The organism is Mycobacterium sp. SM3041 (assembly GCF_039668335.1).
In the GTDB taxonomy this organism is placed as follows: domain Bacteria; phylum Actinomycetota; class Actinomycetes; order Mycobacteriales; family Mycobacteriaceae; genus Mycobacterium.
Genome location: NZ_JAYXBQ010000037.1, coordinates 116,065 through 138,861 on the forward strand (window position 1 = coordinate 116,065; position 22,797 = coordinate 138,861).

General features: G+C 65.8%; 23 protein-coding genes. 11 read left to right on the forward strand and 12 right to left on the reverse strand.

What is annotated here, in order from left to right:
* Positions 1–17: 17 nt before the first annotated feature.
* The 3 genes from VXD91_RS09750 to rraA are packed head-to-tail and all read left to right on the forward strand — an operon-like array spanning position 18 to position 1,621.
* Entirely contained in the window at positions 18–674 is a 657-nt protein-coding gene (locus VXD91_RS09750) for a DUF6474 family protein (RefSeq protein WP_061006640.1), read from the forward strand.
* Between the two features lie 20 nt (positions 675–694).
* A complete protein-coding gene (locus VXD91_RS09755) occupies positions 695–1,108 on the forward strand; it encodes a hypothetical protein (RefSeq protein WP_133426204.1) in 414 nt (137 codons plus the stop codon).
* A 24-nt stretch (positions 1,109–1,132) separates the two neighbouring features.
* A complete protein-coding gene (gene rraA, locus VXD91_RS09760; protein ID WP_133426205.1) occupies positions 1,133–1,621 on the forward strand; it encodes a ribonuclease E activity regulator RraA in 489 nt (162 codons plus the stop codon).
* 84 nt (positions 1,622–1,705) lie between these two features.
* On the opposite strand, the gene VXD91_RS09765 is transcribed toward rraA, so the two are convergent.
* A complete protein-coding gene (locus VXD91_RS09765) occupies positions 1,706–3,175 on the reverse strand; it encodes an NAD(P)/FAD-dependent oxidoreductase (protein ID WP_346415270.1) in 1,470 nt (489 codons plus the stop codon).
* Positions 3,176–3,253: 78 nt separating this feature from the next.
* Between VXD91_RS09765 and VXD91_RS09770 the strand changes: the two genes are divergently transcribed.
* The 5 genes from VXD91_RS09770 (at position 3,254) to VXD91_RS09790 (ending at position 7,732) form a co-directional block, all read left to right on the forward strand.
* A complete protein-coding gene (locus VXD91_RS09770; protein ID WP_346415271.1) occupies positions 3,254–3,889 on the forward strand; it encodes a TetR/AcrR family transcriptional regulator in 636 nt (211 codons plus the stop codon).
* Positions 3,890–3,926: 37 nt separating this feature from the next.
* Positions 3,927–5,141: a DNA polymerase IV gene (gene dinB / locus VXD91_RS09775; protein WP_064861156.1), complete on the forward strand. Its 1,215-nt coding sequence runs from the start codon at positions 3,927–3,929 to the stop codon at positions 5,139–5,141.
* Positions 5,142–5,169: 28 nt separating this feature from the next.
* Positions 5,170–5,601 (forward strand): pyridoxamine 5'-phosphate oxidase family protein, encoded by a 432-nt coding sequence (locus VXD91_RS09780; protein ID WP_267325965.1) that lies wholly within the window; start codon positions 5,170–5,172, stop codon positions 5,599–5,601.
* 302 nt (positions 5,602–5,903) lie between these two features.
* Positions 5,904–7,190, forward strand: a complete 1,287-nt coding sequence (locus tag VXD91_RS09785) for a C2 family cysteine protease (RefSeq protein ID WP_082934946.1) — start codon at positions 5,904–5,906, stop codon at positions 7,188–7,190.
* Between the two features lie 35 nt (positions 7,191–7,225).
* Positions 7,226–7,732, forward strand: coding sequence for a hypothetical protein (locus tag VXD91_RS09790; protein WP_346415272.1), 507 nt, complete (start codon positions 7,226–7,228; stop codon positions 7,730–7,732).
* Positions 7,733–7,773: 41 nt separating this feature from the next.
* Here VXD91_RS09790 and VXD91_RS09795 read toward each other — a convergent pair whose 3' ends face one another.
* Positions 7,774–8,088: a WXG100 family type VII secretion target gene (locus tag VXD91_RS09795; RefSeq protein ID WP_267325967.1), complete on the reverse strand. Its 315-nt coding sequence runs from the start codon at positions 8,086–8,088 to the stop codon at positions 7,774–7,776.
* Positions 8,089–8,311: 223 nt separating this feature from the next.
* On the opposite strand from VXD91_RS09795, the gene VXD91_RS09800 reads away from it, so the two are divergent.
* Complete coding sequence (locus VXD91_RS09800) at positions 8,312–8,782, forward strand: hypothetical protein (RefSeq protein WP_346415273.1); 471 nt, start codon at positions 8,312–8,314, stop codon at positions 8,780–8,782.
* Between the two features lie 2 nt (positions 8,783–8,784).
* On the opposite strand, the gene VXD91_RS09805 is transcribed toward VXD91_RS09800, so the two are convergent.
* From VXD91_RS09805 to VXD91_RS09820, 4 genes are read right to left on the reverse strand one after another with little or no spacing between them, the layout of a single operon-like run.
* Positions 8,785–9,195 (reverse strand): hypothetical protein, encoded by a 411-nt coding sequence (locus VXD91_RS09805; protein WP_064857327.1) that lies wholly within the window; start codon positions 9,193–9,195, stop codon positions 8,785–8,787.
* Entirely contained in the window at positions 9,173–9,493 is a 321-nt protein-coding gene (locus VXD91_RS09810) for a DUF4333 domain-containing protein (protein WP_064857328.1), read from the reverse strand. Before VXD91_RS09810 ends, VXD91_RS09805 begins: the two co-directional genes overlap by 23 nt.
* A 28-nt stretch (positions 9,494–9,521) precedes the next feature.
* The gene (locus VXD91_RS09815) at positions 9,522–9,944 is read right to left on the reverse strand and encodes a hypothetical protein (RefSeq protein ID WP_064857329.1); all 423 of its coding nucleotides are present in this window, start codon (positions 9,942–9,944) and stop codon (positions 9,522–9,524) included.
* Positions 9,945–9,954: 10 nt separating this feature from the next.
* Entirely contained in the window at positions 9,955–10,959 is a 1,005-nt protein-coding gene (locus VXD91_RS09820; protein WP_346415274.1) for a PHP domain-containing protein, read from the reverse strand.
* A gap of 72 nt (positions 10,960–11,031) precedes the next feature.
* Between VXD91_RS09820 and VXD91_RS09825 the strand changes: the two genes are divergently transcribed.
* Positions 11,032–11,883: an LLM class F420-dependent oxidoreductase gene (locus VXD91_RS09825; protein ID WP_061002230.1), complete on the forward strand. Its 852-nt coding sequence runs from the start codon at positions 11,032–11,034 to the stop codon at positions 11,881–11,883.
* A 532-nt stretch (positions 11,884–12,415) separates the two neighbouring features.
* On the opposite strand, the gene VXD91_RS09830 is transcribed toward VXD91_RS09825, so the two are convergent.
* From VXD91_RS09830 to gltB, 3 genes are all read right to left on the reverse strand, one after another.
* A complete protein-coding gene (locus tag VXD91_RS09830) occupies positions 12,416–13,207 on the reverse strand; it encodes a polysaccharide deacetylase family protein (RefSeq protein WP_061002300.1) in 792 nt (263 codons plus the stop codon).
* A 224-nt stretch (positions 13,208–13,431) separates the two neighbouring features.
* Positions 13,432–14,898 carry a glutamate synthase subunit beta gene (locus VXD91_RS09835; protein ID WP_346415275.1) on the reverse strand — a complete coding sequence of 489 codons (1,467 nt, stop codon included), beginning with the start codon at positions 14,896–14,898 and terminating at the stop codon, positions 13,432–13,434.
* Complete coding sequence (gene gltB, locus VXD91_RS09840; protein WP_346415276.1) at positions 14,891–19,498, reverse strand: glutamate synthase large subunit; 4,608 nt, start codon at positions 19,496–19,498, stop codon at positions 14,891–14,893. Before gltB ends, VXD91_RS09835 begins: the two co-directional genes overlap by 8 nt.
* A 565-nt stretch (positions 19,499–20,063) precedes the next feature.
* On the opposite strand from gltB, the gene aqpZ reads away from it, so the two are divergent.
* Positions 20,064–20,780, forward strand: coding sequence for an aquaporin Z (gene aqpZ, locus VXD91_RS09845; RefSeq protein ID WP_082934578.1), 717 nt, complete (start codon positions 20,064–20,066; stop codon positions 20,778–20,780).
* On the opposite strand, the gene VXD91_RS09850 is transcribed toward aqpZ, so the two are convergent.
* From VXD91_RS09850 to VXD91_RS09860, 3 genes are all read right to left on the reverse strand, one after another.
* The gene (locus tag VXD91_RS09850) at positions 20,777–21,673 is read right to left on the reverse strand and encodes a DNA-3-methyladenine glycosylase (RefSeq protein ID WP_064858032.1); all 897 of its coding nucleotides are present in this window, start codon (positions 21,671–21,673) and stop codon (positions 20,777–20,779) included. The genes aqpZ and VXD91_RS09850 overlap by 4 nt on opposite strands.
* A 9-nt stretch (positions 21,674–21,682) precedes the next feature.
* Positions 21,683–22,048, reverse strand: coding sequence for a DUF427 domain-containing protein (locus tag VXD91_RS09855; protein ID WP_061002302.1), 366 nt, complete (start codon positions 22,046–22,048; stop codon positions 21,683–21,685).
* 99 nt (positions 22,049–22,147) lie between these two features.
* Positions 22,148–22,726, reverse strand: coding sequence for a chitin-binding protein (locus tag VXD91_RS09860; RefSeq protein WP_346415277.1), 579 nt, complete (start codon positions 22,724–22,726; stop codon positions 22,148–22,150).
* Positions 22,727–22,797 lie beyond the last annotated feature (71 nt).

The window sequence follows — 22,797 nt, forward strand, 5'->3', positions numbered from 1 at the left end:
CCGGGAGGTCAGCCGGAATGGGCCTGTTCAAGCGACGCAAGAGCCGGGCAACCCGTCGCGCCGAGGCGAAGGCGATCAAGGCGAAGGCAAAACTCGAGGCACGGCTGTCTGCCAAGAACGAGGCCCGGCGCATCAAGGCGGACGGCCGTCGGCAAACGAAGCGGGACCGGGCCGGCGTCAAAGCCCAGCGGGACAGCGACAAGATGGCACTCAAGGTTGCTGAGACGCAGCTGCAGGCGGTTCGTGAGGGCAAGCTGCTGTCGCCGACCAAGATTCGCCGGCTGTTGATGGTGTCGCGAATCCTCGCCCCGGTTGTCGTCCCGGTGGCGTACCGGGCCGCGATTGCCGCGCGCGGCGTCATCGACCAACGCCGCGCCGACCAGCTGGGTGTTCCGCTGAGCCAGATCGGGCAGTTCTCCGGCGCCGGCGGCGTGTTGTCCGCCCGCATCGCGGGCGCGGAGCGCTCGCTGCGCCAGGTGGCCGAGAACAAGCCCAAGGATGCCGAGACCAAGCAGTTCGTGACGACGCTGTCGGGCAAGCTGGCCGACCTGTCCGCGGCGGTGACGGCAGCGGAGAACATGCCGGCCCCGCAGCGGCGGACCGCGCACGCAGCCATCGAGAGCCAACTCGACGGCATCGACGCGGACGTCCTGGCCCGCCTCGGAGTGGCATAACCGCCCGGAGGAGCATCCGCATGGCAGACGAGCAGAAATCCCCCGACGAGTCGGAGCCCAGCGTCCCCGCGACGCCGGCGAAGAAGACGCCCGCCAAGAAGACTCCGGCGAAGAAGACCGCGGCAAAGAAGGCGCCCGCCAAGAAGGTGCCGGCGAAGAAGACGCCCGCCAAGAAGGCCGCGACCACCGCCCCGGCCAAGAAGGCCCCCGCGAAGAAGGCTCCGCCGAAGGTCGCCCCACCAGCGGCCCCGACGCCCGAGACCCCCGCTCCCCCGCCCCCGGCTCCCGAGCCCCCGGCGCCCGCACCGCTGCCCGTGCTCGACCTGGCTCCGCCCGTTCCGCAACGCTCGCCGGTGCCGGTGGCCGCGGTGATCGCTGCGGGCGTGCTGGCCCTGCTCGTCGTGCTGCTGGCCCGACACCGCGCCACGGACTGACTTCGCCCCTGAGATAATCGGCGGGTGACCATCGAACCCCGCGCCACCGCCGACCTCGTCGACGAGATCTATCCCGACGTCCGCAGCTGCGATCTGCAGTTGCAGAACTACGGCGGTCGGACCATGTTCGCCGGCCGGATCACCACGGTGAAGTGCTTCCAGGACAACGCCCTGCTCAAGTCGATCCTGTCGACACCGGGCGACGGCGGCGTCCTGGTGGTCGACGGCGACGGCTCGATGCACACCGCCCTCGTCGGGGACATCATCGCCGGCCTCGCCCACGACAACGGTTGGGCCGGCGTCATCGTCAACGGACCGGTGCGCGACGCGTCGACGCTGCGCACCATCGACGTCGGTATCAAGGCGCTGGGCACCAATCCGCGTAAGGGCACCAAGACCGGCGCGGGTGAGCGCGACGTCGAAGTGACCTTCGGCGGCGTCACCTTCGTCCCCGGCGACATCGCGTACTGCGACGAGGACGGCATCGTCGTGGTCGCCGGAGGCGACAACTAGGCCCAGTCACGCCTTTCATCCAAAGCCGCGAAAACCCCCAAAATCCTTGGATTTTGGGGGTTTTCGCGGTTTTTGACCAGAGAACTAGGCGTTCACGGCAACCCGGTGCTTGGTGAACTGCAGGCCCTGCTCATCGACCTTGCCGTACCGGATGGTCCGCATGTCGAAGAAGTAGTTCTGCTTGAGCTTCCAGGGCGCTTCCGAACCCGACTTGGGCAGGCTGTCCATGGCCCGCTTGAAGTAGCCGGGGGTGAAGTCCATGAACGGCAGCTCGTCCACGCTGTCACCCGGGTGCTGCGGCTCGACGCGGTCAAATCCGTTGGCGTCCATGTAGTTCAGCACGCGGCAGATGAATTCGGACACCAGGTCGGCCTTGAGGGTCCAGGAGGCGTTGGTGTAGCCGAAGGTGATCGCCATGTTCGGCACGCCCGAGAGCATGAGGCCCTTGTAGGTCATGCACGAGGGCAGGTCGATCGGCTCGCCGTTGCGGTGGGCGACGGCGCCACCGAACAGCTGCATGTTCAAACCCGTTGCGGTGACGATGATGTCGGCCTGCAGCTCCTCGCCGGAGCTCAGCTTGATGCCGTTCTCGGTGAAGGTCTCGATGGTGTCGGTGACGACGCCGGCCTTGCCTGAGCGGATGGCCTTGAACAGATCGCCGTTGGGCGCCAAGCAGACTCGCTCGTCCCACGGGTTGTAGCGCGGGCTGAAGTGCTTGTCGTAGTCGAAGCCCTCCGGCAGCCGACGCTCGGCCATCTGACGCAGCGCCTTCTTGAACACGGCCGGGAACTTGCGGGCGAGCTGGTACTGCCCGGTGCTGTAGCCGATCTGCTTCCAGCGGTTCACGAAGTGCGCCAGGTGCTTCGGCAGGAACTTGTTGGTCTGCTTCGCCACCGGGTCCTCGAGCGGCAGCGCGCCGATGTAGGTGGGCGAGCGCTGCAGCATGGTCACGTGGCCGACGCCGCCGTTCACCAGCGACGGGATGAGCGTGACGGCAGTTGCGCCAGAACCGATCACGACGACGTTCTTGCCGGTGTAGTCCAGGTCCTCGGGCCAGTGCTGCGGGTGCACGATCTGGCCCTTGAAGTCGGCCGCGCCGGGGAACTCGGGCGAGTAGCCCTCGTCGTAGTTGTAGTAGCCGCTACACACCGACAGGAACGACGCGGTGATCTGCTTTTCCTCGCCACCGGCGGTGATGTTGATGGTCCAGCGGTTCTCGGCGTCCGACCAGTCCACCGAGGTGACGTGCTGACCGGTACGGATGTGCTGCCGGATGCCGTTCTCGTCGGCGGCCTCGTTGATGTAGTTCCAGATCGACTGACCGTCGGCGATCGACTTGGCCGACTCCCACGGCTTGAATCGGAAACCGAGGGTGAACATGTCGGAGTCCGAGCGGATGCCGGGGTACTTGAACAGGTCCCAGGTGCCACCGATGTTCTCCCGGCGCTCCAGGATCACGTAGCTCTTGGTCGGGCAGCGGTCCTGGAGGTGCCAGGCGGTGCTGATTCCGGAGATGCCGGCGCCGACGATGACAACATCGAAGTGTTCGATCATGGTACCGACGGTATCAACATGGTGTTGAGTCGGTCAACGGTGTGTTGAAAAATTCGACAAACTGTTAGGCTCAGCTGCGTGAGTACCGCCGCACAGACCCGGGCACCCCGGGGCCGACGCGCGGCTCGCCCCTCGGGCGACGAGCGCGAAGCGGCCATACTCGCCACCGCAACCGCGCTCCTGGAACAGCGCTCCTTCGCGGAGATTTCCGTCGATGACCTGGCCAAAGGCGCCGGCATCTCCCGCCCGACCTTCTACTTCTACTTCGCCTCCAAGGAAGCGGTACTGCTGTCGCTGCTCGATCCGCTGATCAAGCGCGCCGACACCGGCTTCGACGGCGCACTGGAAGACATGCCGGCGGACCCCAAGAAGGCCATCCGGCACGGCATCGAGATTTTCTTCAGCTCATTCGGTTCCCACCCGGCCACCGCGCGGGCCGGCGTCGAAGCGGTGCGGACAGTTCCCGAACTCCGTGAATTCTGGGCCGGCCTGATGCAGAAGTGGATCAACCTCACCGCCGCGCTGATCAGCGCGGAACGTGCGCGCGGCGCCGCGCCGGACACCCTGCCCGCCCGGGACCTGGCGACCTCGCTGAACCTGATGAACGAGCGCATGATCATGGCCACCCTGGCCGGCGAGACCGGAGCCGTCGCACACGGCGACGTCGTCGACACCCTCACCCACATCTGGCTGACCAGCATCTACAGCAGCTGACCTTTCGCACATCGAACGTGTGTGCGAAACTGGGTCGGTGTCGGACGTCCAAGCACACGCCGGGGCAGCCATCCTGCACGCCGACCTCGACTCGTTCTATGCCTCGGTCGAGCAGCGCGATGATCCTGCGCTGCGCCGCCGACCGGTGATCGTCGGCGCCGGCGTGGTGCTCGCCGCCAGTTACGAGGCCAAGGCCTTCGGCGTGCGCACCGCGATGGGCGGGCACCAGGCCCGCAGCCTGTGCCCGCAGGCCATCGTCGTACCGCCGCGGATGTCCGCGTACTCAGAGGCGAGCCGTGAGGTCTTCAAGGTCTTCCATGACACCACGCCACTCGTCGAGCCGCTGTCGGTCGACGAGGCCTTCCTCGACGTCAGCGGCCTCGGCCGGGTGTCCGGCACCCCGGTGCAGATCGGCGCGGCACTGCGCGAAGCGGTCCGGGAGCGCGTGGGGCTGCCGATCACCGTCGGCATCGCCCGCACCAAGTTTCTGGCGAAGGTCGCGAGCCGCGAAGCCAAGCCCGACGGACTCCTGCTGGTGCCGCCGGATCGCGAGCTGGCGTTCCTGCATCCGCTTCCGGTGCAACATCTCTGGGGCGTCGGCGCCAAGACGGCGGAGAAACTGCGCGAACACGGCGTCGAGACCGTGGCCGACGTCGCGGCCCTGACCGAGTCGGCACTGGGCGCCATGGTGGGCGCGGCCATGGGACGCCAGCTGTTCGCGTTGTCGCACAACATCGACCGCAGGCGGGTGACCACCGGTGTGCGACGGCGCTCTGTCGGCGCCCAGCGCGCGGTGGGACGTCGCGGAAACACCATGTCCGACAACGATATCGACGCCATGATCATCAACCTGATCGACCGCATCACCCGCCGCATGCGCAGCAGCGGGCGAACCGGCCGTACCGTGGTCCTGCGCCTTCGGTTCGACGACTACAGTCGCGTGACGCGTTCCCACACCATGCGCCGCACGACCGCGTCGACCGAGGAAATCCTCACGGCCGCACGCGGATTGGTGGCCGCGGCAGGACCGATGATCGCCGAGCGTGGGCTGACGCTGATGGGGTTCTCGGTGTCGAACGTCGACACCGCCGGCACCGAACAACTCGAGCTGCCCTTCGACGGCGAGCCCGACACCGTCGCGGTGGACTGCGCCGTCGACCTGGTGCGTCAACGGTTCGGCAACGCCTGCCTGACCCGCGGGGTGCTGGTCGGCAAAGATCCCGGCTGGGAAATGCCGATGCTGCCGGAATAGCGCGGGGCGGCCCGATGTTCACGGGTTCATGCCGAGAAACCTGACCGAAGCAGAGCGCGAACAGTTCCTCGCCGACAAGCACGTGGGAGTGCTGTCCGTGGCCGCCGGAGACGGCCGTCCGCCGTCAAGCGTGCCCATCTGGTACGACTACACCCCCGACGGGGTGATCCGGATCAACACCGGCGCCGGCAGTCGCAAGGCGAAGCTGATCCAGCAGGCGGGCGTGGTCTCCCTGGTGGTCCAGCGCGAGGAGCCGCCGTACCAGTACGTGATCGTCGAAGGCACCGTCATCGACACCGCCGCACCCGCGCCGGAGGACGCGCAGGTAGCGATCGCGATCCGGTACCTCGGCGAAGAGGCGGGGCGCGAGTTCGTCCGTTCCATGGCCGGCGTTCCCACCGTCCTGTTCACCATTCGCCCTGACCGGTGGCTCACAGCAGATTTCTCCGACGAGGTGTGAGCGGGCGGGTGCCCAGGGAAACGCCGATGCTGCCGGACCCCTTGATCGAGTGAAAGACGCTGCATCAGAGCTTATTTGCGGCAAGAGAATCTGGCCGAGGGTCCACTGAGTGGTCCGAAATTGGTGCAAGTCGGGTCCAGTGGGCCGGGTTAGGCTCGGTTGAAGGTCGAGTGTTGACTGCACTTGGGGGGCGTGTGGGTGAGAAGTTCATCTCCGTAGCGACGGCGTGCGGCAAAGTTGCCGATGCCAAAGCGAGTCCGGCGCGTAGAACGACCGAGAACACCTCCTAGGCCGGCTGCACGATGGGGCTGTCGATCGCAGACGTTGATCAGTGGAATCCGGATTCACTCAATGCGGTAGGTGCGGCAAGTACCGCGCGCGCGAATGCGGCGGCGGAGGCCAATAGTGCGTTGAGAGGCTTGTCGGCGTTTGACAGCTGGCAGGGTACGGGCGCCGATGCTGCGCGGGTGCGCACTCAGGCATACGCCGACAATTTGGACGGGCATGGCCGGGAAGCGTCTGCGGTTGGCACAGCCGCCAACACCGCAGCCAACGAGGTCAGGCAGGTCAAGAGCCAACTCAGCGAGTTGAGGTCGACGCTCGGCCAGTACGGCATCACGGTTGACGCCAAGGGAAACCGCGTGGTGCCGCCGACGAATTTATCGTCGTTGCCACCGGCCTTTCGCACGCTTGTGCAGGGCGTGACCAAGGCGGGTCAGCAGAGCCTGGATCAGATCCGACAGGCGGCCGATCATGCTGACGGCCTTCTCGCCGATTCATTGACGAGGACCGGCGAAAAGCCACCGATGCAGGGCGAGGACGGAAAAGGCGATGAGAACCCGCCCCATCGGTGGACAGACAAGAATTTGTATCCCCACGATCCGACCGCCGACGATGTCAATCAAGACAGCATCGGCGACTGCTACCTGGATTCGACGATGGGCGCCATTGCCAATGCGAATCCACAGTGGATAAAGGATCGAATAAAATATGACCCGGCGTCTGGAAATTTTGATGTCACGCTGTGGGACGGAAAGCAGTGGAAGCACATCACTGTCACACAAGACGATATCGACACCAATATTGCGCATCACGGCGCGAGTTGGCTCGACAATGGCAGGCCCGATGCGCCGCTATGGCCGGCAGTTCTGGAGAACGCTTATGCGAAGTTGAAAGCTCCGGACCGAAATCTTGGAGATGCGCTGGACAATGGCATCGGCCAGGGTGGCTACCCTCAAGACGCGATGGAAGCTCTCACCGGAAATCGAGGCACGGTCATCAATCCACAGAATGTCTGGTTTACGAGGGACCACCTCGACCAACAGATTGCACAGGCCCTGGCGAACCACCAACCGGTCACGATTGGCAGCACACCGGATGGCAGCCCGATACACAATAGCCACGCATATATGGTCGAGAAAATCACCGGAACCGGCAGCGACGCTCAAGTCACGCTCCGCAATCCATGGAACAGCGACAACGAGAATCCGACCATTACCGTCAGGCTTGGTGATCTCATCGGCTCCGGAATACCTCGCGTCAACGGGCATCACCCCACCAATGTCGTCAATATTGGATCACTAGGATGAAACGGTCCACGAAAAAGGTGCGGATAGCTTTTACTGTGGTCGCATTCGTCGTCATTGTCGCCGGAGGAATCACGATGTATCGAATTGCCCAACGGCCGCTCGCGCCATTGGCGGACATTCCCGCCTATCCGTACGAAAAATATCAGATGCGGGGGGTGTCGCTGCCGATCGACAGCGTTGATTCAGCGGTCCGGACGCGCGCCGAGCAGGCGTTGACGCAGTTTGCTTCGAGAGTTGAGCCCGGCTACGTCGTCACCGACAGCCGATTCCTGGCCGGCAAAGGCGGATTCGCCTGGGATGCGATTCGCAGCGAGGCCGGTGGATATCTGCAGAGGGCAGGCTATTCGGTGGATCGCGCTGGCCAAACTCCTGAGAGCGAAATCGACTTTGCCTACATACTGTGGCGACGCGACAGCAAGTTCTGGCGGCCGAACAGCAACGACCGAATACTTGCAGTCGCTTTACAGGAACCCGTCACGCCGGGGCCGAGCGATGAGCAGGTCCATATCTATGGCTACTTCCGTCTGAAACCCGCCCACTGACCGGCGCCGAGACCACGGTCAAGCGCAGATTCTCCGATGCGCTACCGAGTTCCAATATCCTGGGCCGCTTTTCTCACCAAAGCCGCGCCCGATTCGTCGGACTGAACGTACTTCTCTGCCGCTTCGACGAACTTCTCACCGTGCTCGACAAGTTTCTGGGGATACACCGTCGTCGCTTCCCGCCAGTCCGAGGCCAATGACGCAAGTGCGCCGGCGGATCTGCCTATCCAACCCGACTGAGCGGACGCAATCGCGGTGTCGCTGTCGGCGAATGCCGATCTCGTCCTCGCGGCAATCTCACCCACCTCGACACCTGATGTGTGAATCTCGGCCGGATCGACCTTCAACTCGCCCATGCGTCCCCCTTGCGCGCCTTACCAACTACTGCGGCCCAACTCATCCACATTAACGCCGCCACGAACACCTGATCAGCACGAAATTCGCCGCGAAACGCAATTGTCACCGCTGCTAATGTCATGACAGGCAGGAGAATCTCATCAGATTCGAAAAGGCACTCAGGGGTCCATGTTGCACAGTGACCGATCGGACGACGTAGACGACTGGGCCGACGAAAGCGACGTGGATTTCGACGACTACGTTGCCCCGCCCAGTTACTTCGATGTCGTAACGGACGACACCGAACGTCAGGCAGCCGCGTCCGGCAGCCTGTCCGATTCGGCACGCGCTCCCCTGCCAGACGCCGACACCACAGCCCCGATCGTGCTTACTGTCAGCGTGACCAATGCCGCGGAGACCGTCACCGTGACGGCGACCATCAGCGGCTGGCTACAACGTATTGAGCTGGCACCACACGCGACGTCGATCGACGAGGCAGAGCTGGCTCGGGAAATCATGGCTACCGCCGAACTGGCCAGGCTGAAGGGCCAGGCCAGTCAGCGGAATCTCGTCGAGGACATGCTGATGTGGCAAGGCGCCGACAGCCACACGGCCCGTGACTACGTGGACGAATACATGAACCTGCCAACGTCGGACCAGCCAGCCGAGGCCGAGGCAGCGGCGAACGCGCGGTACCTGCGCGGCGAGTATTGAAGCTAACCGATCTGGTACGCCCACCCCGCGGCGGCGGCGCACTGCTGAATCGGAATCTTGATGTCGTCGGTCGTGATCAGGTGGTGCATGCAGTTCGAATTGCCCGACCAGAACAGCTGCAGGTCGCCGGTGTCGTGACACTCGATCCACTGACCCTCGGCGTCCTGGCGCCATTCGATCAGGTGGTCCACCGCATGCACGAGCCGGTTGTCGGCATCGAGCCGCAGGTGGATCTGGAACGTCAGCGCCACCGCTAGGTCTTCGAGCACCTGTCGCCAGTCCGGGTCGCCGGATTTCCACTCCGCCACCAGGTCGACGCCCTCCGGAACGCCGTCGCGGATCAGCCACGGGCGCGCTGGACTGTTCAGCTGCAGCAGGCAGCCGTGCAGTTCACTGTCCGGGGATGATTTCAATGCTGAGCGCAATGTTCGATCCCTTGACGTCGACGGCCCGCACCGTGGCGCGGCGCGACTTCGCGCCGGTGACGACGGTGCACGTCTGCGCCGCTCCCACCTTGCCCTCGAGACCGCCGTCGCACACCACCGAATCGATGGTCGATGTGGTCTTGGTGCTCAGCTTGTCCTTGACCGCCGTCTCCAATTGGCCTTTGGACATGGTGGTCACCCCGCCGCCGACGTGCACGGAGCACGAAGTCAGCAAGCATGCCGCCGTGAGCAGTGCGGCCCATCGCGGCGTCGATCGACCAGCCATGATGAATCAGTATGCCCGCGCGCCGAGTTCAGAACTGCGCAACCACGAAACCCGCCAGCAGCACGAGAAATCCACCGACCTCGCCGAGGATCAGCGCCAGCATCCCGGCGTGCAGGCTGCCGCTGGGGTGCTCGAACTGGTTGGTGGTGTCCTGGCGAAACCCATGCTGGATGTACGCGGCGATCGCGACGACGAAGAAGAACACCAAAACCATTGCGGCCGTGAGGTTCACCCACGCCGGCCAGGCACTGAGCTGCACGAACACCGCGACCAGCAGGGTGGCGAACGAGTACATCAGCGCGGCCCGGTGCGCGATGTCCACGTAGGGATGCGCCAGATGGTCCGGATTGACGGCCATCTGCCGGTACTTCCAGATGCCGAGAACCAGCGCCAGCAGGAAGATCAGGCCGGCGGCGAAAAGCGTGACGGCGGTCGCCGTACCGAGAACCATGGGCCCGACGCTACGCGCCGGCCCACGACAGCAGTCGCTCGACCGGCCAGGTGTTGACGATCCGCTCCGGCGGCACGTCGGCATCCAGTGCCCGCTGCGCCCCGTAGCCGAGGAAGTCCAGCTGGCCGGGCGCATGCGCGTCGGTGTCGATCGAGAACAGACACCCCGTGTCCAGGGCCAGGTTCAGCAGCCGGGTCGGGGGGTCGCGCCGTTCGGGGCGCGAATTGATCTCCACCGCAACATCATTGGCGGCGCATGCCGCGAACACCGCCGCCGCGTCGAACTTCGATTCCGGCCGGGTGCCGCGGGAGCCTTCGACCAGGCGGCCCGTGCAGTGGCCCAACACGTTGGCTTGGCCGCCGGACACCGCGCGCACCATGCGCCGGGTCATCGCGGCGGCGTCCATCGACAGCTTGGAGTGCACGCTGGCCACCACGACGTCCAGCCGCTCCAACAGTTCGGGTTCCTGATCCAGCGAGCCGTCTTCGAGGATGTCGACCTCGATACCGGTGAGGATCCGCATCGGCGCGAACCGGTCACGGATTTCGTCGATGACGTCCAGCTGTTGACGGAGCCGGTCCGCGCTGAGGCCGTTCGCGACCGTCAACCGCGGCGAGTGGTCGGTGAGCGCGCAGTACTCGTGGCCCAAACGCTGTGCGGTGGCCATCATTTCGCTGATGGGTGCCCCGCCGTCAGACCAGTTGGAGTGCAGGTGCAGATCGCCTTTCAGCGCCGCGCGCAGTTCTCCCCCACCCAAATCGGCTGCCGCCGTACGAAGTTGGACCAGCGCGTCGGGCTCACGACCGGCCCAGGCCTGGGCGATCACGGCGGCGGTCTTGGGTCCGACGCCGGCGAGTGTCTGCCAGCTGTTGGTCCGGCCCAGCTTCTCGCGTTGTTCGGGTGTCAGCGCCTCCACGACGTCCACGGCTTTGCGATAGGCCATGACGCGACGGGACTCCTCACGCGCGCGGTCTTTGTAGAAGGCGATCTCCCGCAGCGCGGCCACCGGGTCCATGGCGTCCAGTCTGCCAATGCTTCGAGAAAACTCACAGGAATTCGGAGCCGGTCGTGACTAGTTTCAATAAGCGTGCGATTCGCCTTCAAAACCTCACCGCAAGACACCACCTGGTCGGACATGCTCGCCGTTTGGCAGGCCGCCGACGATATCGACGCTTTCGAGTCCGGCTGGACCTTCGACCACTTCTATCCGATCTTCTCCGACTCGACCGGCCCATGCCTGGAGGGCTGGGTCACGCTGACCGCGCTGGCGCAGGCCACCAAGCGGCTGCGGGTCGGCGTTCTGGTCACCGGCATCCACTATCGGCACCCGGCAGTGCTGGCCAACATGGCGTCCGCGCTGGACATCGTGTCGAACGGCCGGCTCGAGCTGGGTATCGGCGCCGGCTGGAACGAAGAGGAGTCCGGCGCCTACGGCATCGAGTTGGGCTCCATCAAGGAGCGGTTCGACCGCTTCGAAGAGGCCTGCGAGGTGCTCAAAGGCCTACTCAGCCAGGACACCACGACCTTCGACGGCAAGTTCTATCAGTTGAAGGACGCCCGCAACGAGCCGAAGGGCCCGCAACAGCCGCATCCGCCGTTCTGCATCGGCGGTAGCGGCGAGAAACGCACCCTGAAGATCACCGCCAAGTACGCCGATCACTGGAATTTTGTCGGCGGGACGCCGGAGGAGTTTGCCCGCAAGCGCGGCGTGCTCGCGGCGCATTGTGCCGACATCGGGCGCGATCCCAATGAGATCACCCTGTCGGCGCACGTTCGGCTCGGCCAGGACCGGGACTACCGCAAGGTCGTCGACGAGGCCGCGGGCCTGGGTGCCGAAGGGCTGGACCTGGCGATCATCTACATCCCGCAACCGCACGACCCGGCCGTGCTGGAGCCATTGGCCGAAGCCATCCGGGACTCCGGGCTACTGACGGCCTGAGATACGGCAACCGCCCGGAGCCGAGAATTCGGTTCCGGGCGGGCGTGCGTTCTTAATTATCGCGGAGGTCACAAATCAATAACGATCAGCAAATCAGCTGACGTTACCGCCGAATACGGCCGGCTGCGGCAGTCGATCAGGCGCTAGACGCCGAAGCGGACCATGTCCGCGGCGGTGACCAGGCGCTCGTTCTTGGCCGGGAACTCGCGGCTCTTGACCGGGTGACGGAACAAGGACCAGGCAATACGTCCCATGCGTGAACGTGAAAGCGGGTTGTTGTACACGGTGATCACTCCTGCGGTCGGCGATTGGTTGCACCGTGGGGCCAGACTATCGCACGGCCCTCGCGTTTTCATTACAACGCCGGTCATCGGCAAACCTTTGGAGGCGCGCCGAAAGTAACAGCGGCGTGTCGGATGTGACTGGTGTGATTCCTGATGCAGGAGAAACCCTTAAAGCCTTCTTAATTTAAGAGGGTGGGGCGCCGACCAAGTGACCTACGAGACAATATGAGCTACGTCACGCGGGCGAATCAGACGGGAAGTTCGCGCGGCTTCCGAAACACGTCGTCGAGCGTGACGGTCCGCAGATTGCGTTCCTTCAGCAGGTCGACCAGCTGGCCGTAAACGTGCGTCACCGGTAGGTGGTTCAGGTGGCCGATGACGACCGTCTGCTCGGTGAAGTACTTGCCCGCCATCTTGAGGATGTAGTCCTCGGTGACGATGTTCTCGTCGCCCAGCGATCCCGTCCACATCGTCGGCGTCGAGTAGCCGAGCTCCGCCGCGATCCGATCGACGATCGCGTTGTGGCTGCCATAGGGCGGCCGGTAGTACGGACGCGAGTCGACCCCGAAGGTCGACTGCAGGAACTTGTGGTTGCGCTCGAGCTGGTCGACGATCTCGTCCTTGGAGAGCTTCGCCAGGTCCGGATGCGACCAGGTGTGGTTGCCCAACTGAATCTGCCCCGACTCCACCAGCGGCAGCATCAGGTCCCGATTCTCCGTCCACGACTGGTACCGGCCGTTGACGAAATAGGTGAGCCGCATCCCGGTGTCCCGCGCGAGCTTGGTGTACGCGCGCACCACCTCGGAACTCACACCGTCGTCGAGCGTGATCGCCACGCGGTTACCGGCCACATCCGGCAGGCTGCTGAGCTCGCCGCCACCCGGCAAGGCCAATCCCATGCCCCGCTGTACCGGTTCCTTCGGAGCCTTAGGCGGCGCCGCGGCCACGGTCGCGGCCGGCCCGTCGACAGCGCACCGCGCCAGGCCCACGCCGGCCACCACCGAGGCCGACAAACCCACGAGAAAACGTCGCCGGCTCAGCTCGGAGCCGGCGAACAGGGATCCGGGTGCAGTGGAAAAGTTCGCCATAAGTATTCAGTTCTGGTCGATCGGGACCCGAACCGATCAATTGTGCAACTTCAGCTACACCAGCCTCATGCGACACACCCGGCGGTATCGAGTCGTTATCAACTGCATCCGCCGCTCAGATAGCAGTTCGCCGGCCCCAGGAAACCCGGGACCGGCGAACTATGCGTCTGACAAAACTACCGCTGCGGCGCAGCCGTCGGCTTGATCGGCTTCGGCAGTGCCGACTCACCCATCAGGTAGCGGTCCACGCCGGCAGCCGCGGCGCGACCCTCGGCGATGGCCCACACGATGAGCGACTGACCGCGGCCCATGTCACCGGCGACGAAGACGCCGGGCACGGTCGTCTGGAAGTCGTTGTCCCGGGCCACGTTTCCGCGATCGGTCAGCTCGACGCCCAGCTCGGTCAGCAGGCCTTCACGCTCGGGGCCGACGAAGCCCATGGCCAGGAAGACGATGTCCGCCGGGAGTTCGAAGTCCGAACCCTCGACCTTCTCGAACTTGCCGGCCTTCATGACGACCTCGTGCACCTTCAGTGCCGAGACCTTGCCGTCGGTGCCCAGGAACTCCTCGGTGTTGACCGAGAAGACGCGCTCGCCACCCTCTTCGTGTGCCGAGGACACCCGGAACATGAGCGGGTAGGTCGGCCACGGGGTCGACTCGGCGCGCTCCTCCGGCGGACGCGGCATGATCTCGAACTGGTGGATGCTCTCGGCACCCTGCCGGTGGGCGGTGCCCAGGCAGTCGGCGCCGGTGTCACCACCACCGATGATGACGACCTTCTTACCCTTGGCCGTGATCGGCGGCTGGCCGTCAGGTCCGAGGACGTCGTCACCGAGCTGGACGCGGTTGCCCCACGGCAGGTACTCCATGGCCTGGTGGATGCCGTCGAGCTCGCGGCCCGGGATCGGCAGGTCACGCCATGCGGTCGCGCCACCGGCCAGGACCACCGCGTCGAAGTCGTCCTGCAGCTGCTCGACGGTGATGTCGACACCGACGTTGACGCCGGCGCGGAACTGCGTGCCCTCGGCCGCCATCTGCTCCAGGCGACGGTCGATGTGCCGCTTCTCCATCTTGAATTCCGGGATGCCGTAACGCAGCAGGCCACCGATGCGGTCGGCCCGCTCGAACACGGTCACGTCGTGTCCGGCGCGGGTGAGCTGCTGGGCCGCGGCCAGGCCGGCCGGCCCGGACCCGACGACGGCGACCTTCTTGCCGGTCTTCACGTCCGGGATCATCGGCTTGACCCAGCCCTGGTCGAAGGCGTTGTCGATCAGCTCGACCTCGACCTGCTTGATGGTCACCGGGTCCTGGTTGATGCCGAGGACGCACGACGCCTCGCACGGCGCCGGGCACAGCCGCCCGGTGAACTCCGGGAAGTTGTTGGTGGCGTGCAGACGCTCGATGCCGTCGCGCCAGCGGTCCCGGTACACCAGGTCGTTCCACTCGGGGATCAGGTTCCCGAGCGGACAACCGTTGTGGCAGAACGGGATACCGCAGTCCATGCAGCGCGAGGCCTGGACCTGCAGGGTCTCCTTGGAGAACTCCTCGTAGACCTCTTTCCAGTCCTTGAGGCGCAGGTCGACCGGCCGGCGGGTCGGGGTCTGACGGTGGGTGTGCTTGAGGAAGCCGTTCGGATCAGCCACGAGCGGCCGCCATGATCGCTTCGCTGACGTCCTCGCCGGCGGCCTCGGCCCCGGCGATCGCCTCCAGTACCCGCTTGTAGTCGCGAGGCATCACCTTGATGAACTGCTCCTTCTGATTCTGCCAATCGGCCAGAATCCGCTGTCCCACAGCCGATTCGGTGCCATCGACATGGGCGGTGATGATCTCGTGCAGCCACAGTTCGTCAGTGGCGTCCAGCGCATCGAGATCGACCATCTCGCCGTTGATGTTGCCCGGCAGTGCGCCCTTCGGGTCGTACACGTAGGCCATGCCGCCGGACATACCGGCGGCGAAGTTGCGGCCGGTCTCCCCGAGGATGACCACCTTGCCACCGGTCATGTACTCGCAGCCGTGGTCGCCCACGCCCTCGACGACCGCGACGGCGCCCGAGTTACGCACCGCGAACCGCTCGCCCACCACACCGCGCAGGAAGGCCTGCCCGCTGGTGGCGCCGAACAGGATCACGTTGCCGCCGATGATGTTCTCCTCGGCGACGTAGCCGGCCGGCGCGTTCTTCGACGGGCGCACCACGATGCGTCCGCCCGAAAGGCCCTTGCCGACATAGTCGTTGGCGTCGCCGTTCACCCGGAGGGTGATGCCCTTCGGCAGGAACGCGCCGAAGCTGTTACCCGCCGAGCCGTCGAACGTGATGTCGATGGTGCCGTCCGGCAGACCCTGGCCGCCATGCACCTTGGTGACCTCGTGGCCCAGCATGGTGCCGACGGTGCGGTTCACGTTGGTGATCTTCATGGCGAGGCTCACCGGCACCTTGGACTCGATGGCGTCCCGGCACTCGGCGATCAACTGCTGGTCGAGCGCCTTGTCCAGACCGTGGTCCTGGCTCGACGTGCAGTACAGATCCTGCTTCATGAAGGCCGACTCCGGCTCGTACAGCACCGGGGTCAGGTCCAGCTTCTGCGCGCGCCAGTGGGCGACGGCCTTGCTGGTGTCCAGCGCGCCGACCTGGCCGACCATCTCGTTGATCGTGCGGAAGCCCAGCTGCGCCATGAGCTCGCGGACCTCTTCTGCGATGAACAGGAAGAAGTTCTCGACGAATTCCGGCTTGCCGGTGAACCGCTCGCGCAGCACCGGGTTCTGGGTGGCCACACCCACGGGGCAGGTGTCGAGGTGGCAGACGCGCATCATGATGCAGCCCGAGACCACCAGCGGTGCCGTGGCGAAACCGAACTCCTCGGCGCCCAGCAGCGCGGCGACGACGACGTCGCGGCCCGTCTTGAGCTGACCGTCCACCTGCACGACGATGCGGTCGCGCAGACCGTTCAGCAGCAGGGTCTGCTGCGTCTCGGCCAGGCCCAGCTCCCACGGTGCACCCGCGTGCTTCTGCGAGGTCAGCGGCGTGGCACCGGTGCCGCCGTCGTGCCCGGAGATGAGCACCACGTCGGCGTGCGCCTTGGAGACACCCGCGGCGACGGTACCGACGCCGTTCTCCGACACCAGCTTCACGTGGATGCGGGCCTCGGGGTTGGCGTTCTTCAGGTCGTGGATCAGCTGCGCCAGATCCTCGATCGAGTAGATGTCGTGGTGCGGCGGCGGCGAGATCAGGCCGACACCCGGGGTCGAGTGCCGCACCTCGGCCACCCACGGGTACACCTTGTGCCCCGGAAGCTGACCGCCCTCACCGGGCTTGGCGCCCTGGGCCATCTTGATCTGGATGTCGGTGCAGTTCGTCAGGTAGTGCGACGTGACACCGAAGCGGGCCGACGCGACCTGCTTGATGGCGCTGCGTCGCCAGTCACCGTTGGCGTCCCGGTCGAAGCGCTCGACGTTCTCGCCGCCCTCACCCGAGTTCGACCGTCCGCCGAGGCGGTTCATGGCGATCGCCAGCGTCTCGTGGGCCTCGGCCGAGATGGAGCCGTAGCTCATCGCGCCGGTGGAGAACCGCTTGACGATCTCACTGGCGGGCTCGACCTCGTCGATCGAGATCGGTTCGCGCACACCGTCTTTGAAGGTGAACAGGCCACGCAGGGAGGCCATGCGCTCGCTCTGGTCGTCGACCAGCTTGGTGTACTCCTTGAACACCGAGTACTGCCCGGTGCGGGTGGAGTGCTGCAGCTTGAACACCGTGTCCGGGTTGAACAGGTGGTACTCACCCTCACGGCGCCACTGGTACTCGCCGCCGACCTCGAGCTCGCGGTGCGCCCACTCGTCGGGCCGGTCGAGGTAGGCGAGGCTGTGCCGCGCCGCGACGTCGGCCGCGATGTCGTCGAGGTCGATACCGCCGGTCGGACAGGAGATGCCGGTGAAGTACTCGTCGAGCACGCGCTGGCTGATGCCGACGGCCTGGAACAGCTGGGCGCCGGTGTAGGAGGCCAGCGTCGAGATGCCCATCTTGGACATCACCTTCAGCACACCCTTGCCGGCGGCCTTGACGTAGTTGGCCTTGGCCTGGTCGCTGGTCAGACCGGTGATGACACCGCGGTCGACCATGTCCTCGACGGTCTCGAAGGCCATGTACGGGTTGATGGCGGCGGCGCCGACACCCACCAGCATGGCCATGTGGTGCACCTCGCGGGCGTCACCGGATTCGACCACCAGGCCGACCTGGGTGCGGGTGCGTTCCCGGACCAGGTGGTGGTGGACGGCCGCCGTCGACAGCAGCGACGGGATCGGCGCGAGCCATTCGTTGGACTCACGGTCCGACAGCACGATGATGCGGGCACCGTTGCGGATGGCCTGCGACACCTTGGTGCGGACGTCCTCCAGAGCGCGGCGCAGACCTTCGCCACCGTCGGCGACGGGGTACAGGCAGCTGATGACCGCGGCGCGCATGCCGTGCTTGCGGCCCCGGATCTCGTGGTCGGGGTCGACGCAGATCAGCTTGGACAGGTCGCCGTTGCGCAGGATCGGCTGCGGCACGACGATCTGCCGGCACGAGTTCTCGTCCGGGTTCAGCAGGTCACCCTCGGGACCGATGACGCCCGAGAGGCTCGTGACGACCTCTTCGCGGATGGCGTCCAGCGGCGGGTTGGTGACCTGGGCGAACAGCTGCTGGAAGTAGTCGTAGAGCATCCGCGGCCGCTGCGACAGCACAGCGATCGGGGTGTCGGTGCCCATGGAGCCCAGCGCCTCGGCGCCGGTGCGTGCCATGGGCACGATCAGCTGGGTGACCTCTTCGTTGGTGTAGCCGAACGCCTGCTGACGCAGCACCACGCGGTGGTGCGGCATCTTGACGTAGTCGCCCGGGGGCAGGTCGTCGATGTGGAACAGGCCGTTGTCGAGCCACTCCTGGTAGGGGTGCTCGGCCGCCAGCTTGTCCTTGATCTCCTCGTCGTCGACGATCCGGCCCTCGGCCATGTCCACGAGGAACATGCGGCCGGGCTGCAGGCGCATCTTCTTGACCACGGTCGACGGGTCCAGATCGAGGACGCCGGCCTCGGAGGCCATGACGACCAGGCCGTCATCGGTGACCCAGATGCGCGACGGGCGCAGGCCGTTGCGGTCCAGGACCGCGCCGACGATGGTGCCGTCGGTGAAGCACACCGACGCCGGGCCGTCCCACGGCTCCATGAGCGACGCGTGGTACTGGTAGAACGCCCGGCGGGCGGGGTCCATGGTCTCGCTGCGTTCCCACGCCTCGGGGATCATCATCAGCACGGCGTGGTGCAGCGGACGTCCACCCAGGTGCAGGAGTTCGAGCGCCTCGTCGAACCGTGCGGTGTCCGAGGCGCCCGGCGTACAGACCGGGAAAATCTTGTTCAGGTCGTTGTGGAACCCGAACACGTCGGTGTGGATGAGCGCCTCACGGGCCCGCATCCAGTTCTCGTTGCCGTTGACGGTGTTGATCTCACCGTTGTGGGCGACCCGGCGGAACGGGTGCGCCAGCGGCCACGAGGGGAACGTGTTGGTCGAGAACCGCGAGTGCACGATGCCGAGCGCGCTCTTCATCCGCTCGTCCTGCAGGTCCAGGTAGAACGCCTTGAGCTGCGGGGTGGTGAGCATGCCCTTGTAGACGATGGTCTTGCCCGACAGGCTCGGGAAGTACACCGTCTCGCGACCGGGGCCGTCCTGACCTGGGCCCTTGGTGCCCAGCTCATGTTCGGCCCGCTTGCGGATCACGTAGGCGCGGCGCTCGAGCTGCATGCCGTCGGCGCCGGCGATGAAGATCTGACGCAGGGTCGGCATGGCGTCGCGCGCCAGGGCGCCCAGCGACGACTCGTCGAACGGCACGTCGCGCCAGCCCAGGACCTGCAGGCCCTCGGCTTCGACGATCTTCTCGACGGCCTCGCACGCCAGCTTGGCGTCGCGGGCCGACTGCGGCAGGAAAGCGATGCCCGTGGCGTAGCTGCCCTCGGCGGGCAGCTCGAAGCCTTCCTCGGCGCACACGGCGCGGAGGAACTCGTCGGGTACCTGCAGCAGGATGCCTGCGCCGTCGCCGGTGTTCGGCTCGGCACCTGCAGCACCGCGGTGCTCCAGGTTCAGCAGTGCCGTGATCGCCTTGTCGACGATGTCGCGGCTCCGACGTCCGTGAATGTCCGCGACCATGGCGACGCCACAGGCGTCGTGCTCATGCGCGGGGTTGTACAGCCCGACCTTGCTGGGTCCGCCGTGCTGCGGCGCCATTCCCACCTAACCCTTCACCATCTTCTTTACGAAGCATCGCTTGACCGCCGCTTTTAGCGGCGCCAGCGGACTGAGCGACGGTATGCCAGCGTGCAGCACTGAACGACGGGCCGTCCCGCTCGCCTCGATTGAGACAAAACGATATGACAAACCCGGCCTGACATGCCAACTTAGGCAGGCCTAACGAGGTTGCTGCGACTGTGGTCGACAACACTCGAAAGCTACCGGTCGGTAGCGCCAATTTTATTGGAGCCCTTGCGTTTTCGCCAATCAATTCCGGTCACACCCGAACCGGACCCACCCGCACCACCGGTCACGACACCCCAGTTTGGTTTGCTATGCATCACATTTCCGCAGGCTGTTACCAAAAATTTATTTGCTGTAAAGATTGCTCAGATTCTTAGATTCGCGGCCCGGACACCGGGCAACCTCCGGTCACCTTTGGGCGGCTGTTCAGCAACGACCGCCGACTGCGAGACCTATCGGCGGGACGCTCGAAATGCTGTTTGCTGACCCGGCTTTTTCGACTGGAATTGGAGGGTTTGACCAAATGAGTGCTCCCACGATGACACACAGGCTGGCGGCGGAGGCCGTCGGCACCTTCTGGCTGGTCCTCGGCGGCTGCGGCGCCGCGGTCTTTGCCGCCAACCCGACCGAACACACCTCCATCGGCATCGGATTCCTCGGTGTCGCAATCGCTTTCGGCCTCACGGTACTGACGGGCGTCTACGCCTTCGGCGCCGTCTCCGGCGGTCATTTCAACCCGGCAGTCACCCTCGGTGCGGCGCTGGCCCGCCGGATCGAGTGGAAAGCGCTCCCCGTGTACTGGATCGCCCAGGTGGTCGGCGGACTCGTCGCCGGCGGGGTCATCTACTGGATCGGCAGCGGCCAGAAGGGCTGGTCGGCGACCGGCAACATGGCCGCGAACGGTTTCGGTGACCACTCACCGGAACATTTCGGCCTGGCCTCGGTGCTCATCACCGAAATCGTCCTGACCGCGATGTTCCTGTTCGTGATCCTGGGTTCCACCGACGCTCGGGCGCCCAAGGGCTTCGCGGGCCTGTCCATCGGCCTGTCCCTGACCCTGATCCATCTGATCTCGATCCCGATCTCCAACACCTCGGTGAACCCGGACCGCTCGACCGGCGTCGCGTTCTTCAACGGCAACGGGGCACCCACGCAGCTGTGGGTGTTCTGGCTGGCGCCGCTCGTCGGAGCCGCCGTCGCAGGCGTTGCCTACCCGCTGTTGTTCGGTTCCGCCTCGGAGCCGGATCGGGACTAGATCTTCTTCAAACTCGGAATCGCCTGGCGCGCACCGAATCTCGGATTGCGCGCCAGGCCACTGACCTCGAGCAACCGTACCGCCCGATGCCGGTGCGGCCGGAGCGGTTCCAGCAGTTCGACCATCGCTGCGTCGTCGATCGGGTGACCCAGCAGGGTCCAGCCGACCATCTTCGCGAGGTGATAGTCGCCGACCGAGAGCGCGTCGGCGTCGCCGAACGCCTTCTGCACCGTCTCGGCAGCCGTCCACAACCCCACTCCCGGCAACGACATCAGCGCCGTCGTCGCGGTCTCCGCCGTCAACCGCTCCAGCGCATCGGCCCGCTGCGCGCATCCGACCAGGGTGCGGGCCCGGCCGAGGTCGACGTTGGCCCGGTGGAATTCCCAGGACGGGATGCGGCGCCACGCCTCGGCGGTCGGCGGCAGCCGCATCCCGGCCGGCGCCGGGCCGGGTGCCGGCGCGCCATACCGCATGGTCAGGATGCGGAACGAATTCCACGCATCCCGGCCTTGTACGCGTTGCTCGAGGATCGCCGGGATCAGCACCTCGAGCACGCGGCCGGTGCGGCACAGCCGCAGATGCGGAACCCGCCGCCAGGCTTCGGCGATGGTCGGTTCCGCCGGCGCGAACCCCGTCGCGTCGTCCTCGGCACCGACAAGCCCGGGCAGCCGGTCCAGAAATTCGGCCGCGCCGTCACCCCACACCTCGCACTCGACGGTCTTGAGATCAGGCGAGCTGAGCCGTGCCGTGACTCCGCCGGTGCGCATCAAACTGGTGCGCCAGATGACGCCGTCGACGGTCCGGAATGTCGGGTCGGTCCCGCCACGGCGCAGCGGCGACAACGTCAGCCCGAGGCCGGCCGGGCCGTCCAGGGCCAGGCTGGCGGTGGGCACGGATTCAGGTTAGGCGCGATGCCGCACGATGTCGGCCTTGTCCGGATAGAACGCCACCCGGCCGGCGATTTCCGCGACCGCCGGGTAGGGCTGTTCGTAGGTCCAGATGACGTCCTCGACGTCGCCGACGTGGTAGTAGCCGGCATCACCCTTGTACGGGCAGTAGCTGGTGGTCGTGCTGCGGGTCAGCGCCGACCGGTCGACGTCGGCGAGCGGAATGTATTGCACCGCTGGATAATTCGACTCCTGCAGGGTGAGTGCATCGGATGTCTCCGCGACCACCTGGCCATTGACCGTGACGGTGACGCGTCCGGCGGTCGGCGTGATCGTGATGGGGTGGGCCGCAGTGGGCTGTAGCACGGGACGCTCGGTCATGCCCATTGCAACACCTTTCCTCGCAACACCGATTCCCGACATGACGCTGGGCCTGTCACCAGCGACAGGCCCAGCCATCAGACGGCAACTAGTGACGGATTACAGCGCAATCCAGATGCCGAAGAACCAGAAACCCCACGCCATGAAGCCCGGGTCCCACACCGGGTACACGGTGTAGCCCCAGTAGTCGAACGGCGGAGGCGGCGGAGCCCACGGCGGCGGCGCCACCCAGATGATGTTCGGCCTCGGCGGTGGTCCCCAGCCCCACGGGCCCGGCCCATGGCCCCACGGCGGCGGGCCGCCACGCCAGTGCCAGTCATTCGGTCCCGGGTCGCCCGGCCTGGGGTGCCAGTTGCCCTGGTCTCCGGGATGCCAGTTCCCCTGGTCGCCCGGATGCCAGTCATCGTGATTACCCGGGTTGCCGGGCGGTGGCCCGCCGGGCCCGCCGCCGGGACCACCGGGATTTCCGGGCGGACCGCCGGGGTTTCCGGGCGGACCGCCGGGGTTTCCGGGCGGACCGCCGCCACCCGGACCGTGCCCGTTACCCGGACCATTGCATACCTGCATCGGCGGGCAGGGTGCAGGCTTCGCCTGCGCGATATTGACTCCCAATCCCATGATCGCCGCGCTCACACCGGTGGTGAGCGCGGTAGCTGCCACAAACGTCTTTTTGCTCATATCAACCCAACTCCTTCGTTGGAAGGTGCCGTCACGCGGTATATCGCCGGGATACCCCCAAACGGTTACCC

Bases quoted from the DNA above. Each gene is read 5' to 3' on its own strand.
- VXD91_RS09795 (WP_267325967.1), bottom strand. From the start codon at position 8,088: ATGGGCGAGTTGAAGGTCGATCCGGCCGAGATTCACACATCAGGTGTC.
- VXD91_RS09860 (WP_346415277.1), bottom strand. From the start codon at position 22,726: ATGAGCAAAAAGACGTTTGTGGCAGCTACCGCGCTCACCACCGGTGTG.
- VXD91_RS09765 (WP_346415270.1), bottom strand. From the start codon at position 3,175: ATGATCGAACACTTCGATGTTGTCATCGTCGGCGCCGGCATCTCCGGA.
- VXD91_RS09810 (WP_064857328.1), bottom strand. From the start codon at position 9,493: ATGGCTGGTCGATCGACGCCGCGATGGGCCGCACTGCTCACGGCGGCA.
- VXD91_RS09820 (WP_346415274.1), bottom strand. From the start codon at position 10,959: ATGGACCCGGTGGCCGCGCTGCGGGAGATCGCCTTCTACAAAGACCGC.
- VXD91_RS09785 (WP_082934946.1), top strand. From the start codon at position 5,904: ATGGGGCTGTCGATCGCAGACGTTGATCAGTGGAATCCGGATTCACTC.
- VXD91_RS09755 (WP_133426204.1), top strand. From the start codon at position 695: ATGGCAGACGAGCAGAAATCCCCCGACGAGTCGGAGCCCAGCGTCCCC.
- VXD91_RS09855 (WP_061002302.1), bottom strand. From the start codon at position 22,048: ATGACCGAGCGTCCCGTGCTACAGCCCACTGCGGCCCACCCCATCACG.
- aqpZ (WP_082934578.1), top strand. From the start codon at position 20,064: ATGACACACAGGCTGGCGGCGGAGGCCGTCGGCACCTTCTGGCTGGTC.
- VXD91_RS09815 (WP_064857329.1), bottom strand. From the start codon at position 9,944: ATGGTTCTCGGTACGGCGACCGCCGTCACGCTTTTCGCCGCCGGCCTG.
- VXD91_RS09780 (WP_267325965.1), top strand. From the start codon at position 5,170: ATGCCGAGAAACCTGACCGAAGCAGAGCGCGAACAGTTCCTCGCCGAC.
- gltB (WP_346415276.1), bottom strand. From the start codon at position 19,498: ATGGCGCCGCAGCACGGCGGACCCAGCAAGGTCGGGCTGTACAACCCC.
- VXD91_RS09750 (WP_061006640.1), top strand. From the start codon at position 18: ATGGGCCTGTTCAAGCGACGCAAGAGCCGGGCAACCCGTCGCGCCGAG.